Genomic DNA, 17,365 nt, shown 5'->3' with positions numbered 1-17,365 from the left:
CGGTGATTGCGACGATATGGCCGATGTGCTTTTCGAAGCCGTCGACGCAAAGGCCCGCCATCTCGTGTTAGCGGCGGCCCGCGCGGCGGGCGCGATAGCTGCCGGGCGTCTCGCCCATTTCGCGCCGGAAGCGGCGATTGAAGGTCGAAAGGTCCCCGAAGCCGGCCTCGAAGGCGACGGTCGAGATCGCCTCGTCCGAAATGCGTAGCCGCACCGCCGCCCGGTGCAGCCTGGTCCTCAGCAGAAACCGGTAGGGGGTCATTCCGGCAATCTGGCGGAATGTGCGCAGGAAATGATACGGACTGGTCGCCGTCTCCCGGGCAAGCACGGCCAGCGAAAGCGGCTGATCGGCATCGACCTCGATACGCCGAACCGCCTCCGCGATCCGTTTCTGGTCGCGGCCGCTAGGTGTCCGCGCCACCTTGGTGTGCCCTGAGCTTGCGGCGACAGCTGCGCCGGCAATGCGCAAGCCGAGTTCCTCGAAAGCAGCGGTTTCGCCCACATCGCGCGCGGCCTCCGCTTCGGCCAGCAACGGCATTAGCGCCGGCAAGGGCGGCAAGCGCGGCGTCTCGAAGGCCAGCGCCCTGGCGCCCGGCACGCCTTCAACGATCCGTTCCATATAGGCCGGAGCAAAATGGAAGGAGAGGCAGCGGTCACCGGCGCCGTGCTCGTGGCCGCATTCGTAGCATGTGCCGGGATTGCCAAGCAGCACCGCGCCTGGCGCGAGCATCGCGGTGCCCTGGCTGGCGCGATAGCGGAAGGTGCCGCTGGTCACCGGGGCGACGCAGAACGTCCGGTGCTCCTCCTCGAACGGCCGGTCGCCGGCGCCGGCCGTGCACACCACGTCCGACACCTGCCAGCCTGGCCCCGAGGCAATGATCCTGTCGCTCGTCGTCATAGCCTGAAAGATAGCAATTTTTCCCAAGCGCAGAACCCTGCCCCGGCCTATCGCTTGCGGTCTCCTGACAGCATGAAGGCACCAGCCATGACCAACCAGCCCACTTTTACCGAAGCCCTGCATAGCGACGGGCCAGCCCCCGGCTTTGCCGAGAAGCTTGACCTCTACGGCCGCTTCGTCGGCGCCTGGACTTTCGATGCCAGCCGTCATCTCGAGGACAGCACGGTGTTGACCGGACGTGGCGAGGTGCATTTCGGCTGGGTGCTGGAAGGCCGCGCGATCCAGGACGTCTGGATCCTGCCCGCGCGCGATGCCGGCCCCTCGCCCTCTCTCGGCAAATGGACCTTTTATGGCACGACCTTGCGCGTCTATGATCCCGGCGCAAACGCCTGGCATATCTTTTGGAGCGATCCGCGCAACCAGTATTACAGCCGCCAACTCGGTCGCGCCGAAGGCGACACGATTGTCCAAGTGGGCGCCGACGGCACCGGTTCCTCCGTACGTTGGAGCTTTTCACGAATAACCGAAAATTCCTTCCGCTGGCTCGGCGAGCGCTCGCACGACAATGGCGCGACATGGCGGCTCGAAGTGGAGTTCCTGGCGCGGCGCTCTGGCCGTACCTGATCAAGCAAGCCCGCGACGCAAACTCAGGCATTCCCTGCGTTCTTTCGCGTCTCCCTCGGCCCAGCCGGCTTTCGCAGAGTTCGCGAGCCGCCTCTCCCCAGCCGGTTTCCTCCGTCCCTGCTTTGCTCTACCAATGTCGGGATGCGGGCTCGGCCCGGCGGGAGGGGTGAGAGATGCCGAGTTTCGACAGCCTGTTCAACGCCTTCGTCACCATTCTGGTGACCATCGACCCGCCCGGGCTGGCGCCGCTGTTTCTGGCGATAACGCGCGGCATGAACCGCGAGGAGCGCCAGCAGGTCTCGGTCCGCGCTTCGGTCATAGGCTTCCTGGTGATGGCGCTGTTCGCGGTTGCCGGCGCCTCGATCCTGTCGGTGTTCGGCATCACGCTGCCGGCCTTCCGTGTCGCCGGCGGCTTTTTGCTCTTCTTCATCGCTTTTGAAATGGTGTTCGAGCGCCGGCAGGACCGTAAGGAGAAGATCGGCGACGTGGCCATCACCAAGGACATGATCCACAACATCGCCGCTTTCCCGCTGGCGATCCCGCTGATCGCCGGCCCCGGCGCGATTTCGGCGACTGTGCTGCTCTCCGGCTCGTTTCAGGGCTTTGGCGCCCAGGCGGCACTGGTCGGCATCATCTTCGTCTGCCTCGCCATCACCTATCTCGTGTTCGTGCTGTCGGAGCGCATAGACCGCATCCTCGGCCAGACCGGCCGTTCGATCCTGACCCGCCTGCTCGGCGTTATCCTGGCGGCACTTGCCGTCCAGTTCGTGGCTGACGGCATCAAGGCGCTGATGGCCTCATAGGCCGCTTATTTTGCCGTCGTGTCGATAATTTCGAAATCGTGGGTAATGGCGGCGGTCTTGGACATCATGGCCGAAGCCGAACAGTATTTTTCGATCGAGAGATCGATCGCCCGCTTCACCTTGTCGGGCGACAGCGCCCTGCCCTTGACGATGAAATGCATATGAATGCGGGTGAACACCTTGGGATCGGTCTCGGCTCGGTCGGAATCGAGCTCGACCACACAGTCCTCGATCGCCTCGCGCCCCTTTTCGAGGATATGGACGACATCATAGGCCGAGCAGCCGCCGGTGCCGATCAGCACCAGTTCCATCGGGCTCGGCCCCGGCGTTCTCCCTTCAGGGCCGAACGCGGTCCCCAGTACGACCTTATGGCCTGTGCCGGACTCGCCGACGAAGGTGCGTTCCTCGACCCATTTGATGCGTGCTTTCAACTGATATTCCTTCCACTCGGGATCACGGTCTGGCTTGCGCGACGCCGAAGACCACGTCGTGCAAGATTCTGCCGGGCACCAGCGTAAAGACACCGGCACCCACCAGTGCAAAGATATACAACGCAATCATCGCCTTGCGGTGCTTGGCGACGCGGTGATTGCGTGCATGCCAGACCGCCAGCGGCACCGTGACCAGCACCAGGATCGACAAGAGATGGATCGGGCTGAAAGGGCCAATAAGCCGTATCTGCTGGATCCAGAAACTCGAGATGGCGACGGCCAGCATCAGCGCCGCCCAGAGATAGCCCATCGCGCGGTGGCGCAGCGTGCCTTTCGGCAGCGCCAGCTGCACGCCGCCTATCGCCAGCGCGGCAAAGGCCGCGAGCGCATGCCATGGGATCGGAGGACGTGCCGATAGGAGCGGTCCGAGCGACATCGCGCCCTCTCCTCAAATGCCCGTCACGCCGTGTCGATGCTCAGAACGGAATTTCGTCGTCCAGCTCGCGCGACGAACCGCCGCCGCCCTTGGGAGCGCCGCCGCCACGATTGAAGCCTTCGTTCGGGCCGGACTGGCCGAAATCGGAACCACGGCTGCCGCCGCCGGAATAACCGCCGACCTGGCCGCCTTCGCCCTGGCCGCGCGCGTCGAGCATCTGCAGCTCGCCGCGGAATCTCTGCAGCACGACTTCCGTCGTGTATTTGTCGGCACCGGTCTGGTCTTGCCATTTGCGTGTCTGCAACTGGCCCTCGACATAAACCTTCATGCCCTTCTTCAGATACTGCTCGGCGACCTTGGCGATGCCCTCATTGAAGATGACGACATTATGCCACTCGGTCTTTTCCTTGCGCTCGCCGGAATTCTTGTCGCGCCAGCTTTCCGATGTTGCGATGCGGATGTTGACGACCGGCTCGCCAGAATTCAGGCGGCGGATCTCCGGGTCCGCTCCGAGATTGCCGACCAGAATGACCTTGTTGACGCTACCCGCCATGATACTTCTCCGCGCTCGTCCGAAACAAATTTTTGTCGCAGCACCTTACAGGTTGCGCACACCCGTTGCCTGCTGTGGCTGCCTTTTCCCACAAGGTTTTTGTTCTCTTTTCGTTCCTATATGCATCGCCGCTCATTGTCAAGGAATGGCAGCAATGCCGGAGCCGCCAGCTTCCCTTCATATGGGCCGTAAAACATCGCTTGCCAAATCGATAAGTATCGACTTATGCTTTCGCCATGATCGAAGCGGAAATTTTCCGGGCGCTGGCCGACCCCACCCGACGCGCCGTCTATGAACGCCTCGCCACCAGCGAGATGACGGTGTCGCAGCTGCGCACCGGCATGACGGTATCGCAGCCGGCTGTGTCGCAGCACCTGGCGGTGCTGCGCGGCGCAGGCCTGGTGGTCGAGCGGCGGGCGGGCCGCAACGCCTATTACCGCGCCGATCCGCAAGGGCTCGACCCGCTGCTTGGCTGGATCGAACGCTACCGGACGTTCTGGCCCGAGCGCATCGAAAAACTGAGGACGGTTCTCAAGGACATGGACCAATGACGCACGCACCAGTGACCGACGAAAGCCCTGCGCGGACCGCCCCCGACGCGATCGAGTTCGAGTGCGATCTCCCCGAGCCGCCGGAAAAGGTATGGCGGGCGCTGACCGTGCCCGAATTGCTTGCGGCCTGGATGATGCCCAACGACATCAATCCTGAGATCGGCAGCAATTTCGCCTTTGCCGGGCCGGATGCGCCGATCGAATGCGAGATCCTCGATGCCGAGCCCGGAAAAAGGCTTCGCTATTCCTGGCGGGAACAGCCGCGGCCCGACGAGGAACGGAACCCGCTCGACAGCATCGTCACCTTCACGCTCGCCCGCACCGTTTCGGGCGGCACGCATCTGCATATTATCCATGAAGGCTTTGCCCGTGCGGCGACATCCGCCGCCAGGCCCATGGTGACCATGGCAGGCGCCGGCTGCCGGCTTTCATTCGCTGCGCGTGCCTCCGGCCGCCGCCCCGCAGCCAATTCATTTTGCCTTCTGCAGCGCGCCGCTTGAGTGGCCGACACATGAAAAACGGAGAGAGACGATGACCGGTTTTGCCAATCTGGTGCCGATGGTGATCGAGCAGTCGAGCCGCGGCGAGCGCGCCTTCGACATTTTCTCGCGGCTGCTGCGCGAGCGCATCGTCTTTATCAACGGCGAGATCAACGACGGCATGTCGGCGCTGGTCTGCGCCCAGCTTCTGTCGCTGGAATCGGATAATCCCGACAAGGAGATCTCGCTTTACATCAACTCGCCTGGCGGCGTGGTGACCAGCGGCTTCGCCATCTACGACACGATGCAATATGTCAGCTGTCCGGTGTCGACGGTGTGCATGGGCTTTGCCGCCTCGATGGCTTCGTTCCTGCTGATGGCTGGCACGCCGGGACGGCGCATCGCGCTGCCCAACGCCAGCCTCGTCCTGCACCAGCCGCTGGGCGGCTTCCAGGGTCAGGCATCGGACATCCAGCGTCACGCCGAAGGCATTCTGCGCACCAAGCGGCAGATGACTGAGCTCTATGCGCGCCATTGCGGCCGCACCTATGAAGAGGTCGAGCGCACGCTCGACCGGGACTATTTCATGACCGCCGAGGAAGCGAAGGCATGGGGTCTCGTCGATCATGTCTACGATACCCGCAAAAAGGCGGCGTGACCGGCACAAGCACGATGAATTGAGCGACGGTCCGCCGTCCGGCGATTTGATGACCGCCGGTCTGGCCACCTCGACGGGGCGACGCTATAACCGGCAGATGATCGACAGCCGCTCATTCCGACCTCGGCGCCTTGCCGTCACCGCCGTCGCCGGTGCGCTCATGCTGGCCGGCGGCGCCTTTGCCGACGACAGCCAGAAAGGCAGCCTGCCCGGTGTGGCCGGCGATTATCGCATCGCCAAGCCGGCCCCGCAGCCCGAACCCGATGACGCCTTCCCCGCCAACGGAAACGGCCAGTTCAAGATCGGCGATACCGATGTCAGGATTTCTGGCAGCATCACGGTCGATGTCGGCGCCGGCGGGATCAAACCGCCGCGGTAGCCGACATGTCGCGGGCCGTCAGTACCTGCGCGTTCCCCCAAAAGAGCAGCCCCGCCGTGCTTTTAGCAAACAGACGGGGCTTTTCTGGATCTATAATCCAATCTTTCGCCGGGAATGTTTTACCGGCTTTGGATTTCGGATGCTTCGCGGCGTTCAGCCGACGATCCGACCAGTAGTCTCTGATTTTGGTGCATCCGGCAGGGTCACGTCGGAAGGCGCTCGCGTCTCCCTGGCATTCATGCCTGCCGCGGCTCCAGTCACTGCTGGAGCCTCAAGGGACTGTCCGGTGGCGTCATGCTCCACTCCTGTGTCCATTGCGACAATCGTCGTCAGAAGCACTGATCGCAATAGCCCGCGGCGTCTCGCAGACCGCCTTTGGGCGGCGAGGCCATCGAAAGACAGCCGGCTTCATTGACGTGTGGAGTCTGCTCCCCTCAGCCAGGGACGTCAACCGCTCGATGTCCGATCGGAAAAAATGTGATCGAGCGAGATATCCCCTGATGGGAACCACGCCGCCTGCTCCACCGCTTTTGTCAGGAGCGTGTTCGGTCTTTGTTCTTTCCGCTTGCCCGTTCGTGCGAAAGACGGTTAAACGACTTGGTCGAGAATTGTGGCGTCTCTCGACGCGGCGGCAAAAATACCTACATAGGGGACGGCCGGGGAAAACCCGCCGATCCCACAAATTCCAGATCTGAGGCGGCGACCGGCAATGGCCGACCATAAATATCTTTCCATTCGCGGGGCGCGCGAACACAATCTGAAGAATGTCGATCTCGACCTGCCGCGTGACAGCCTGATCGTCATGACGGGCCTGTCGGGCTCCGGCAAATCGTCGCTTGCCTTCGACACCATCTATGCCGAAGGCCAGCGCCGCTATGTCGAGAGCCTGTCGGCCTATGCGCGGCAATTCCTCGAAATGATGCAGAAGCCGGATGTCGACCAGATCGACGGCCTTTCGCCGGCCATCTCCATCGAGCAGAAGACCACTTCGAAGAACCCGCGCTCGACGGTCGGCACCGTCACCGAGATATACGACTACATGCGGCTTCTGTTCGCGCGTGTCGGCGTACCCTATTCGCCCGCCACCGGACTGCCGATCGAGAGCCAGACGGTGTCGCAGATGGTTGATCGCGTGCTGGCGGTCGAGGAAGGCACGCGCCTGTTCATCCTGGCGCCGATCGTGCGCGGCCGCAAAGGCGAGTACCGCAAGGAATTGCTCGAGCTGCAGAAAAAGGGATTTCAGCGCGTCAAGGTCGACGGCGTCTTCTATGAGATCGCTGATGTGCCGCCACTCGACAAGAAATACAAGCACGACATCGACGTGGTCGTGGACCGCATCGTCGTGCGTGGCGACCTCGCAACGCGCCTTGCCGATTCCATGGAGACCGCGCTGAAGCTCGCGGAGGGGCTGGCGGTGGCGGAGTTCGCCGATAAGCCGCTCGATGCCAGTCAGACGGGCGAGGATTCGGTCAACAAGTCGAAGAACGAGACGCATGAGCGCATCCTGTTCTCGGAAAAATTCGCCTGTCCGGTCTCCGGTTTCACCATTCCCGAGATCGAGCCCAGGCTGTTCTCGTTCAACAACCCGTTCGGCGCCTGCCCGACCTGCGACGGGCTGGGCAGCCAGCGCGCCATCGATCCCAATCTGGTCGTTCCCGACGAGAACGTCTCGCTGCGCGATGGCGCCGTCAGCCCATGGGCGAAATCGACTTCGCCCTACTACGTGCAGACGCTGGAGGCGCTCGGCAAGGCTTACGGCTTCAAGCTCGGCGACAAGTTCAAGGATTTGAGCAGGGAAGCCCAGGAAGCCATCCTGCGCGGCACCGGCGAGCGCGAGATCACCTTCCAGTATGATGACGGCCTGCGCTCCTACAAGACGACCAAGACCTTCGAGGGCGTCATCCCCAACCTCGAGCGGCGCTGGAAAGAGACCGAATCCGCCTGGATGCGCGAGGAGATCGAGCGCTTCATGTCGGCCACCCCCTGCCCGGCCTGTCGTGGCTACAGGCTGAAGCCGGAAGCGCTGGCGGTGAAGATCGCCGGCAAGCACATCGGCGAAGTGACCGAACAGTCGATCCGCAAGGCCGACCAGTGGTTCACCGACCTGCCGGCGCAGCTCAACGACAAGCAGAACGAGATCGCCGTGCGCGTGCTCAAGGAAATCCGCGAGCGGCTGCGCTTCCTCAACGACGTCGGCCTCGACTATCTCACCCTGTCGCGCAATTCCGGCACGCTGTCGGGCGGCGAGAGCCAGCGCATCCGGCTGGCATCGCAGATCGGCTCCGGCCTCACCGGCGTGCTCTACGTGCTGGACGAACCGTCGATCGGCCTGCACCAGCGCGATAATGCACGCCTGCTCGACACGCTGAAGCACCTGCGCGACATCGGCAACACGGTCATCGTGGTCGAGCATGACGAGGACGCCATCCTGCATGCCGACTACGTCGTCGACATCGGCCCGGCCGCCGGCATCCATGGCGGCGAAATCATTGCCCAGGGCACGCCTCAGCAGGTGATGGCCAACCCGAATTCGATCACCGGCAAATACCTTTCGGGCGAGCTCGAAGTGGCGACACCAGCGGTTCGCCGCGAGGCGAAGAAGAACCGCCGCCTGAAAGTCGTCGGCGCGCGAGGCAACAATCTGAAGAACGTCACCGCCGAAATTCCGCTCGGCACCTTCACCGCCGTCACCGGCGTATCGGGCGGCGGCAAATCGACCTTCCTGATCGAAACGCTTTTCAAGGCGGCCTCGCGCCGCATCATGGGCTCGCGCGAGCATCCGGCCGAGCACGACCGCATCGAGGGCCTGGAGTTCCTCGACAAGGTCATCGACATCGACCAGTCGCCGATCGGACGGACCCCGCGCTCCAACCCCGCCACCTATACCGGCGCCTTCACGCCGATCCGCGACTGGTTCGCGGGCCTGCCGGAAGCCAAGGCGCGCGGCTACCAACCGGGCCGCTTCTCCTTCAACGTCAAGGGCGGCCGCTGCGAGGCCTGCCAGGGCGACGGCGTCATCAAGATCGAGATGCACTTCCTGCCCGACGTCTACGTCACCTGCGACGTCTGCCACGGCAAGCGCTATAACAGAGAGACGCTCGACGTGCTGTTCAAGGGTAAGTCGATCGCCGACGTGCTCGACATGACAGTCGAGGAAGGCGTTGATTTCTTCGCCGCGGTGCCCGGTGTGCGCGACAAGCTCGACACGCTGAAGCAGGTCGGCCTCGGCTACATCCATATCGGCCAGCAGGCAACCACGTTGTCGGGCGGCGAGGCGCAGCGGATAAAACTCGCCAAGGAGCTGTCGCGCAAGGCGACCGGCAAGACGCTCTACATTCTCGACGAGCCGACAACCGGCCTGCACTTCCACGATGTCGCCAAGCTGCTGGAAGTGCTGCACGAACTGGTCGACCAGGGAAACACGGTGGTGGTCATCGAGCACAATCTCGAAGTGATCAAGACCGCCGACTGGGTGCTCGACCTCGGCCCCGAGGGTGGCGATGGCGGCGGCGAACTGGTCGCCTCCGGCACGCCGGAAGCGATCGTGCGCGAAAAACGCAGCTACACCGGCCAATTCCTCAAGGAATTGCTGGAGCGACGCCCCGGAGGCAAGCGCGAAGCAGCGGAGTGATGGCGGGCTGGCGTTGGGAATCTCCGGAATGAAGATCAGGAAAGCCCTCGCCCCGGATGTCACCGCCGTCATGACTCTGACCACGGATGCCTACGCACCCTACACCGCGCTGTTGGGCGCGCCGCCGATCCCGGTCACCGAAGACTATGCGCCACGCATCGAACGCGGCGAGGCCTGGCTGCTGGAGAGCGGCGATGACCTGGCCGGGCTGATCGTCCAGGAGCGGCACGAAGACCACGCGATGATCTTCTCCGTCGCGGTGGCGCCAGGATTTCAGGGCAAGGGCTTCGGCATCGCATTGTTGAAACATGCGGATCAGCAGGCGCGCCTGTGGGGCGTGCCGGAGGTGCGGCTCTACACCAATGCGAAAATGGAGCGCAACATCGCGCTCTATTTGGCCTACGGCTATCGCGAAACGGGTCGCCGGCCCAATCCCTATCGGCCAGGATGGGTGCTCGTCGACATGGCCAAGCCGGTCGACGAGGTCACGGCGGCCTGATTTTTCTGAACGCGGCCAGATTTCTGAAACGGGAGGACGACAATGAGCAAATCGGGAACGATCCGCGCCGGCATGGGCGGCTGGACCTTCGAGCCGTGGGACACGTCCTTCTACCCGGAAAAACTCCCCAAGGCCAAGCAGTTGCAATACGCCAGCCGGCAGGTACCGAGCATCGAGGTCAACGGCACCTACTATTCCAGCTTCAAGGAACCGACCTTCGTCAAATGGGCCAATGAGGCACCCGACGGTTTCGTCTATTCGCTGAAGGGCAACCGCTTCGTCACCAACCGCCGCGTGCTGGGCGAAGCCGGTGAATCGATGATGCGTTTCCTTGGCTCCGGCGTCGCCGCGCTCGGCGATAAGCTTGGGCCGATCCTTTGGCAGTTCGCGCCGACAAAGAAATTCGATCCCGACGATTTCGAGGCTTTTCTGAAGTTGTTGCCGGAAAGCCAAGACGGTGTCGCGTTGCGCCACGCGCTTGAAGTTCGCAACGACAGTTTCATCGTGCCGGAATTCCCGGCGCTCGCGCGCAAATACAAGGCGGCCATCGTCTATGCCGATCACGCAAAATATCCTGATATCGCCGATATCACCGGCGATTTCATCTATGCGCGGCTGCAGACCGGCTCGGATGACAATCCCGACTGCTACACGCCAAAAGGCCTCGATGAATGGGCGGCGCGGGCCAAGGTCTGGGCGGAAGGCAAGCAGCCGGCCGATTTGCGGCGCGCCGACCCTGCTACCGACGCGCCGGTGCAACCGCGCGACGTGTTCGTCTACTTCATCACCGAGGGCAAGGTGCGCGCGCCCTTCGGCGCCATGGCGCTGATGAAGCGAGTGACAGAAACCAGCTAAGCGGCAAGCCTCTGCGGCTATTTCCATTTGCATGAATTGCCGGCGTCAACAGCCTCTGTCGGAACCTCAAGGCGTCATCGTCGTTTTGCCTTGGTGGCGGGTTCCCGCGCGGGAAAACCAGCAGAAAAGCGAGGAAGGATGGCTGTCATCCTTATCGGTGCGTTTCTCATCGTCGCCGGCGTTGTGTATATGGCGGGCGCAGCTCTCAGGCGTGGACGGCTCAGCGATCCGGCACCTGCAGCTTCGGATCGACGGATGCCCAATCTCGCAACGCAGGCCCCGACGCTTGAGCCACGCCGGCGCGGCCTCGGTTTCCTAGGCGTGTCACAGAATTGGCCGGGTCTGCTGATGATGGCGGTCGGTGCGGTTCTGCTCCTGTCGGCGGTAGTCCTCTAACGCCGTGCAAGCTTGGCTTTTTCGCCGCGATCGTAACCTTATCGACACTTCCTTGCGTCATGACTCCAGCAACGTCAGGCTGCAGGGTCGTCGCGGGCAAGGAACGAGGGGCATGTCGCTCGACTACAACTCACTTCTGCTGGCGGTCGGTTTCTCCGCTGCCTGCCTGAGCCTGACGCTGTTCGGCACATGGCTCACCGCCCGCACCGACAAGTTCCTGCTCACCTGGGCGCTCAGCGCCTTGCTGGTGGTGGGCGAGGTCTTCACCTATGACGCCTATATCGACGCGCCCAGGCGCGGCCTCGGCATCGCCACCTTCACCTTGCTGCTGGTCGGCTTCTCCATGATGCTGGGCGCCGCCTACCAATTCAGAAGCGGCGGCTCGCCGGTCTCCAGGATTTTAATCGGCAGCGGCATTTCGCTGGCGGTGGCGCTGCCGCCCATGGCTCTCGGCTATGACGGGCTCGGCTTCATGTTCGAGAACCTGTTCGCGGCCCTGCTCCTGTTCGCAACCGCCGCCGAATACTGGAAGGGCCGCGCCGAGGCCCCAGCGCTTACCATCGGCGCCGCCGCACTCTATTCAGCGACCGCCATGTCCTTCCTGCTCTGCGCGACGGTTTTGGCATGGGACGGCAAGCTGATCATGAGCCATGCGCCAAGGAACTGGGCCGAGGATCTCAGCCTCATCGTCGTCATCCCAGCATGACCGGCATCGGCGCCTTGTCGCTGGCCCTCAACCAGGGGCGTCTGGCGGGGCATCACCGCCGCAACGCGCTGACGGATCAGCTGACCGGCCTGCTCAACCGCCGCGCGCTGTTCGACCTCTTTGGCGATTCTCCCGTGGGCGCCTTTACCGCCGTGGTCGTGTTCGACCTCGATAGCTTCAAGGCCATCAATGACGAGTTCGGCCACGCGACGGGCGATGAGGTGCTGAAAGTGTTCGCCAAGGAGCTTGCCGGCAACCTTCGCCCGACCGATGTCGCCGCGCGCATGGGCGGCGAGGAGTTCGCGGTGGTGCTAAAGCGGACTTTGCCCGAAACAGTGGAAAACACGGCCGAGACGATACGGACCTCGTTCGCCGCGCGCCGCATCGACACCGAGAACGGTCCCCTGACGTGCACCGTCAGCGCCGGCTTTGCTTTCGGCACCAAAGAGGGCCTGAGCTTCGACAAGGTGCTCAGCGCCGCCGACAAGGCGCTCTATGCCGCCAAGCGCGGCGGCCGCAACCGCGTCACCGCCTCTCCATTCCGGCGCGCTAGCTGACCAAGCGCATCAATGCCGTGCCCATCATTGTTGAATGGCCGAATGCGGCTTTTACGCCGCCATGACAATTTCATTGAAGGCATCGAGGTCGACATAGAAGACCTTGGTGATCTCCTCGATCAGCTCGTCGTGGTCATAGCCCTGGGACTTCAGAATGTTGATGGCTGTGATGATGTCGACGCGCTCTGTGAGCCGCCGCTTCTGGTAGTCCTCGACGTAACGTTCCATGGCTGCCCCTTGGCCTGTATGCCCAAACGCGTTGAACGACAGAGATCGCAGGGAGGATGCTAGGAACGCATGCTTGCGCGGAACTTGCCCGTCGCCCACCTCGATCTGCGACAAACCAGACTGATACGGAAGCGGCCGACTCACAAAGCCATCAGAAGACTAGCATGTAGTATTGAGCGTGCCAGCGGGTGTTGAAGAAAGATTGAGCAATCTTTCATCAGGAGATGGATTTACACCGTCAGGAACTTCCTGACATCCGCCCGGTCGAGATCTTCCGCAGGACCAGTATGGACGATCTGGCCGCGGTCCATGATGTTGACCTCGTCGGCGAGTTCGCGGCAGAAGTCGAGATATTGCTCCACGAGAAGAACCGCAATGCCGGCCTGGTCGCGCAAATAGCGGATGGCGCGGCCGATGTCCTTGATAACGGACGGCTGGATACCTTCCGTCGGCTCATCGAGCACCAGAAGCTTGGGCCGCATCACCAGCGCCCTGCCGATGGCGAGCTGCTGCTGCTGGCCGCCGGAGAGATCGCCGCCGCGGCGGCCAAGCATCTGCTTGAGCACCGGAAACAATTCGAAGACATGCGCCGGCACGTTGCGGTCGGCCCGTTTCAGGGGCGAGAATCCCGATTCAAGGTTTTCCCGCACGCTGAGCAGCGGAAAGATCTCCCTGCCCTGCGGCACGAATGCGATGCCCGACCGGGCGCGGTCATACGCCGCGCTCCGGTCGAGCGCCTTCCCCTCGAAGGCAACGCTTCCGCTCGTCAGCCTGTGGTGGCCGACGATCGATCTCATCAAACTGGTCTTGCCGACGCCATTGCGGCCGAGCACGCAAGTGATCTTGCCGGCGCCCGCCTTCAGCGACACGCCGCGCAGCGCCTGGGCGGCGCCGTAGTGGAGCGTGGCATCGGAAACTTCGAGCATGTCAGCGCCTTCTCCAGAACCGAAGGAAGGCAAGATCGAAGCGATGGAATTGCACCCGCCAAACCATGCTCATCTCCCCAGATAGACTTCGACGACGCGTTCATCGGCGGATACGAAATCGAGTGTGCCTTCGGAAAGCACCGAGCCCTCATGCAGGCAGGTGACCTTGACGCCGAGCTCGCGCACGAAATGCATGTCGTGCTCGACGACGATCACTGAATGGTCGCGGGCGATCTCCTTGAGCAGGCGCGCGGTTTCCTCGGTTTCGGCGTCGGTCATGCCGGCGACCGGCTCGTCGACCAGCAGCAGCTTCGGGTCCTGCGCCAGGAGCATGCCGATCTCCAGCCACTGCTTCTGCCCATGGCTGAGATTGGCGGCGAGCTCGTCGCGTTTGTCGCCGAGCCGGATGGTCCCGAGGATGTCATCGATCCGCCGCGTCTCGGCGGGCGAGCGTCGATGGAACAGCGCCGGAAAGATCGAGCGCGGCCCCTTCAGCGCCAGCATCAAATTTTCCTCGATCGTATGGCTTTCGAAAACCGTCGGCTTCTGGAATTTGCGGCCGATGCCCATCATGGCGATCTCGGCCTCGTCATGGCAGGTGAGATCGACCTGGCCGTCGAAGAACACCTCGCCCTCGTCGGGCCGTGTCTTGCCGGTGACGATGTCCATCATCGTGGTCTTGCCGGCGCCGTTGGGGCCGATGATGGCGCGCATCTCGCCCTTGTCGAGCACCAGCGACAGATTGTTGATGGCGCGAAAGCCGTCGAAGGAAACCGAGACGCCGTCGAGATAGAGAATGGTGTTCGACTTCGACATCGCTCGTTACTCCGCCGGCTGTGGTTCGAGGCTGGACGAGGACCATTCGCCGGGTGTTTTGGCCGCCGCCTGCACGACTTTGGACGGCGCGATTTCACCATCGGCGCCGGCCTCCTCGGCCAACGATGCCGCGCGCAGTGCCTTGGCGTTGCCGCGCCAGCTATCCCACATGCCGATGATGCCTTTCGGCAAGAGCAGCGTCACGGCGACGAACACGCCGCCGAGTGCGAACAGCCACAGTTCAGGCAGCACGCCGGTGAACCAGGATTTTCCGGCGTTGACCAGCAGCGCACCGATGATCGGCCCGATGATGGTGCCGCGCCCGCCGACCGCGGCCCAGATCACCACCTCGATCGAATTGGAGGGTTCGAATTCGCCCGGATTGATGATGCCGACCTGCGGCACGTAAAGCGCGCCCGCGACGCCGGCCATGACAGCTGAAACCGTGAAGGCGAACAACTTCACATTCTCAGCCCGCCAGCCGAGGAAGCGGGTGCGGCTTTCGGCATCGCGCACCGCCATCAGCAGCTTGCCGTATTTGGAGCCGACGATCGCCCAGGTGACGAAGACGCCGAGCGCAAGCATCACCGCGCTGGCCGCGAACAGCGCCGAGCGGGTCACGTCGGCCTGGATGTTGAAGCCCAGAATGTCCTTGAAATCGGTCAGGCCGTTGTTGCCGCCGAAGCCCATGTCGTTGCGGAAGAAGGCGAGCAGCAGCGCATAGGTCATCGCCTGTGTGATGATCGAGAGATAGACGCCTGTGACGCGGCTGCGGAAGGCGAACCAGCCGAAGACGAAGGCGAGCAGGCCGGGCACCGCGAGCACCATGAGGCCGGCGAACCAGAAATGGTCGAAGCCGGTCCAGAACCAGGGCAGCTCCTTGTAGTTCAGGAATACCATGAAATCAGGCAGGATCGGGTTGCCATAGACGCCGCGCGAGCCGATCTGGCGCATCAGATACATGCCCATCGCGTAGCCGCCGAGCGCGAAGAAGGCGCCGTGGCCGAGCGAAAGGATGCCGCAATAGCCCCAGACAAGATCGAGCGCCAAGGCAAGCAGCGCGTAGCAGAGATATTTGCCGGTCAGCGCCACGATATAGGGCGGGACGTAGAAGGCGCTCGTCGGTGACACAGCAAGATTGAGCAGAGGGCCGACGATCGCGGCCCCGAGCAGGATGAAAATGGTGATGGCGATGCGGCGGTCCGCGCCCGCGGCGAAGAAGCGTCCCGACATCATGCTTCCACCGCCCTGCCCTTGAGCGCGAACAGGCCGCGCGGACGCTTCTGGATGAACAGGATGATCAGCACCAGCACGACGATCTTGCCGAGCACGGCGCCGGCATAGGGTTCCAGGAACTTGTTGACGATGCCCAGCGAAAAGGCGCCGACCAGCGTGCCCCACAGATTGCCGACGCCGCCGAAGACGACGACCATGAAACTGTCGATGATGTAGCCACGGCCGAGATTGGGCGAGACATTGTCGATCTGGCTGAGCGCCACGCCGGCAATGCCGGCAATGCCGGAGCCGAGCGCGAAGGTCAGCGCGTCGACCCATGGCGTCCTGATGCCCATGGAGGCGGCCATGCGGCGGTTGGCAGTGACGGCGCGCATCTGTAGGCCCCAGGGGGTGCGCTTCATCACATAGAGCAGCACGGCAAAGACGCTAAGCGCGAAGACCAGGATCCAGAGCCGGTTCCAGGTGATGGCAAGCTGGCCGACATCGAACGAACCCGACATCCAGGAGGGATTGCCGACCTCCTGGTTGGTTGGCCCGAAGATCGAGCGCACTGCCTGCTGCAGGATCAGCGAAACGCCCCATGTCGCCAGCAGCGTCTCCAGCGGCCGCCCGTAGAGGAAGCGGATAACGCCGCGCTCGATGGCAAGGCCGACAAGCCCCGCGACCAGGAAGGCGAGCGGCAGCGCGATCACCAGCGACCAGTCGAACAGGCCGGGAAAGGATGTACGGATCACCTGCTGGACGACGAAGGTCGTGTAGGCGCCGAGCATCACCATCTCGCCATGCGCCATGTTGATGACGCCCATGACGCCGAAGGTGATGGCAAGCCCGATCGCCGCCAGCAGCAGCACCGAGCCCAGCGAAATGCCGTACCAGATGTTCTGTCCGGCGTCCCACAGGGCCAGCGTCGAATTGATGTTGGCGATTGCCGCTGTCGCCGCTTCCTTCACTGCGCCCGACGCATTGGCCTCTGCCGAGGTGAGCAGCGATACCGCATCGCGGTCGCCGCGCGCGCCGATCAGGGCGATTGCCGCGAGCTTGTCGGCATCCGGCCGATCCGAGCTCAGGATCGACGCGGCACGAGCCTGTTCCAGCAAGGTCTTGACACTGGCGACCGTCTCATTGGCGATCGCAGCGTCGAGCGGCTCGATGTTTGCGGAATCGGGCGTCTTGAACATGGTGTCGGCGGCGGCGAGCCGCACGGCCGGATCCCTGGCGCCAAGCGTCAGCGTGCCCAGCGCATCGCGGATGGTGCGGCGCAGCGTGTTGTTGACCTTGATCTTGGTGATGTCGTCCTTGGCTGCTTCACCGGATGGCTCACCGCTCAGCGGGTCGAAAAGCTGGACCCGTTCGCCGCCTTCCTTGCCGACGAAGACCAGGGAATCGATCTTGCGGATGTAAAGATTGCCATCGGCGAGTGCCGCAAGAGGCCGCTCCACTGCCGGATCGCCGGTCGCCGCCAGGTCGTGAACGACAGCTCCCGTCTCCGAAAAACCCTTGGCGGCGGCGAACTTGGCGATGATGCCACGCAGATCGGCTTCGCCGGCGCCCGATGACGACAGCGTCGCCAGCAAGAACAGCAGTGTCAGGCCAAGTGCGCGGAAAAGGTTCATCGGCGTCAGGCGACTCTTCAGGGTTGAGTTGGACGTCCGGACGGCGAAGGAACCGTCCGGACGCTCGCGGTCATGGGCATGGACCTGAAG

At 63.2% G+C, this 17,365-nt stretch carries 19 protein-coding genes and 1 pseudogene; 11 read left to right on the top strand and 9 right to left on the bottom strand.

Going from position 1 to position 17,365, the window contains the following annotated elements; translation table 11 throughout:
* Window positions 1-67 precede the first annotated feature (67 nt).
* Complete coding sequence (locus tag FJ946_RS22195) at window positions 68-898, bottom strand: AraC family transcriptional regulator (protein WP_140564720.1); 831 nt, start codon at window positions 896-898, stop codon at window positions 68-70.
* Between the two features lie 87 nt (window positions 899-985).
* Between FJ946_RS22195 and FJ946_RS22190 the strand changes: the two genes are divergently transcribed.
* Complete coding sequence (locus FJ946_RS22190; protein ID WP_140564490.1) at window positions 986-1,522, top strand: hypothetical protein; 537 nt, start codon at window positions 986-988, stop codon at window positions 1,520-1,522.
* A 173-nt stretch (window positions 1,523-1,695) separates the two neighbouring features.
* Complete coding sequence (locus tag FJ946_RS22185) at window positions 1,696-2,325, top strand: MarC family protein (protein ID WP_140498833.1); 630 nt, start codon at window positions 1,696-1,698, stop codon at window positions 2,323-2,325.
* Window positions 2,326-2,330: 5 nt separating this feature from the next.
* Here FJ946_RS22185 and FJ946_RS22180 read toward each other — a convergent pair whose 3' ends face one another.
* The 3 genes from FJ946_RS22180 to FJ946_RS22170 are packed head-to-tail and all read right to left on the bottom strand — an operon-like array spanning window position 2,331 to window position 3,745.
* Entirely contained in the window at window positions 2,331-2,756 is a 426-nt protein-coding gene (locus FJ946_RS22180; protein WP_140498836.1) for an OsmC family protein, read from the bottom strand.
* A 22-nt stretch (window positions 2,757-2,778) separates the two neighbouring features.
* A complete protein-coding gene (locus FJ946_RS22175; protein ID WP_140525355.1) occupies window positions 2,779-3,192 on the bottom strand; it encodes a DUF2306 domain-containing protein in 414 nt (137 codons plus the stop codon).
* Window positions 3,193-3,232: 40 nt separating this feature from the next.
* Window positions 3,233-3,745, bottom strand: a complete 513-nt coding sequence (locus FJ946_RS22170; protein WP_140498840.1) for a single-stranded DNA-binding protein — start codon at window positions 3,743-3,745, stop codon at window positions 3,233-3,235.
* A gap of 236 nt (window positions 3,746-3,981) precedes the next feature.
* On the opposite strand from FJ946_RS22170, the gene FJ946_RS22165 reads away from it, so the two are divergent.
* The 9 genes and pseudogenes from FJ946_RS22165 (at window position 3,982) to FJ946_RS22125 (ending at window position 12,456) form a co-directional block, all read left to right on the top strand.
* A complete protein-coding gene (locus FJ946_RS22165; RefSeq protein ID WP_140515307.1) occupies window positions 3,982-4,296 on the top strand; it encodes a metalloregulator ArsR/SmtB family transcription factor in 315 nt (104 codons plus the stop codon).
* A complete protein-coding gene (locus tag FJ946_RS22160) occupies window positions 4,293-4,796 on the top strand; it encodes an SRPBCC domain-containing protein (RefSeq protein ID WP_140515306.1) in 504 nt (167 codons plus the stop codon). The genes FJ946_RS22165 and FJ946_RS22160 overlap by 4 nt, the downstream gene beginning before the upstream one ends.
* Window positions 4,797-4,827: 31 nt before the next feature.
* Window positions 4,828-5,433, top strand: coding sequence for an ATP-dependent Clp protease proteolytic subunit (locus FJ946_RS22155; protein WP_140498846.1), 606 nt, complete (start codon window positions 4,828-4,830; stop codon window positions 5,431-5,433).
* Window positions 5,434-5,530: 97 nt separating this feature from the next.
* Window positions 5,531-5,812: a hypothetical protein gene (locus FJ946_RS22150; RefSeq protein ID WP_140564719.1), complete on the top strand. Its 282-nt coding sequence runs from the start codon at window positions 5,531-5,533 to the stop codon at window positions 5,810-5,812.
* Between the two features lie 709 nt (window positions 5,813-6,521).
* Complete coding sequence (uvrA, locus tag FJ946_RS22145; protein WP_140498850.1) at window positions 6,522-9,443, top strand: excinuclease ABC subunit UvrA; 2,922 nt, start codon at window positions 6,522-6,524, stop codon at window positions 9,441-9,443.
* Window positions 9,444-9,471: 28 nt separating this feature from the next.
* Window positions 9,472-9,942, top strand: coding sequence for a GNAT family N-acetyltransferase (locus FJ946_RS22140; protein WP_140564489.1), 471 nt, complete (start codon window positions 9,472-9,474; stop codon window positions 9,940-9,942).
* 42 nt (window positions 9,943-9,984) lie between these two features.
* Window positions 9,985-10,797, top strand: a complete 813-nt coding sequence (locus tag FJ946_RS22135) for a DUF72 domain-containing protein (RefSeq protein ID WP_140515303.1) — start codon at window positions 9,985-9,987, stop codon at window positions 10,795-10,797.
* 138 nt (window positions 10,798-10,935) lie between these two features.
* A complete protein-coding gene (locus FJ946_RS31285; protein ID WP_140564488.1) occupies window positions 10,936-11,193 on the top strand; it encodes a hypothetical protein in 258 nt (85 codons plus the stop codon).
* Window positions 11,194-11,305: 112 nt separating this feature from the next.
* Window positions 11,306-12,456 (top strand): annotated as a pseudogene (locus FJ946_RS22125) (GGDEF domain-containing protein).
* A 51-nt stretch (window positions 12,457-12,507) separates the two neighbouring features.
* On the opposite strand, the gene FJ946_RS22120 reads toward FJ946_RS22125, so the two are convergent.
* The 5 genes from FJ946_RS22120 to urtB all read right to left on the bottom strand — a co-directional run bounded on the left by FJ946_RS22120 (window position 12,508) and on the right by urtB (window position 17,275).
* Window positions 12,508-12,684 carry a hypothetical protein gene (locus FJ946_RS22120; protein ID WP_140498860.1) on the bottom strand — a complete coding sequence of 59 codons (177 nt, stop codon included), beginning with the start codon at window positions 12,682-12,684 and terminating at the stop codon, window positions 12,508-12,510.
* Between the two features lie 230 nt (window positions 12,685-12,914).
* On the bottom strand, window positions 12,915-13,610 hold the full coding sequence (urtE, locus tag FJ946_RS22115; protein WP_140557767.1) for an urea ABC transporter ATP-binding subunit UrtE: 696 nt from the start codon (window positions 13,608-13,610) through the stop codon (window positions 12,915-12,917).
* A 69-nt stretch (window positions 13,611-13,679) separates the two neighbouring features.
* Window positions 13,680-14,426, bottom strand: coding sequence for an urea ABC transporter ATP-binding protein UrtD (gene urtD, locus FJ946_RS22110; protein ID WP_140564487.1), 747 nt, complete (start codon window positions 14,424-14,426; stop codon window positions 13,680-13,682).
* A 6-nt stretch (window positions 14,427-14,432) separates the two neighbouring features.
* On the bottom strand, window positions 14,433-15,662 hold the full coding sequence (gene urtC / locus FJ946_RS22105; RefSeq protein ID WP_140564486.1) for an urea ABC transporter permease subunit UrtC: 1,230 nt from the start codon (window positions 15,660-15,662) through the stop codon (window positions 14,433-14,435).
* On the bottom strand, window positions 15,659-17,275 hold the full coding sequence (gene urtB / locus FJ946_RS22100; protein ID WP_140564485.1) for an urea ABC transporter permease subunit UrtB: 1,617 nt from the start codon (window positions 17,273-17,275) through the stop codon (window positions 15,659-15,661). The genes urtC and urtB overlap by 4 nt, the downstream gene beginning before the upstream one ends.
* Window positions 17,276-17,365: the final 90 nt, after the last annotated feature.

Source organism: Mesorhizobium sp. B2-4-7 (assembly GCF_006442685.1).
GTDB lineage: Bacteria > Pseudomonadota > Alphaproteobacteria > Rhizobiales > Rhizobiaceae > Mesorhizobium.
The sequence above is the reverse complement of the archived record's forward strand: the minus strand, read 5'-3'. Positions and strand labels throughout refer to the sequence as shown.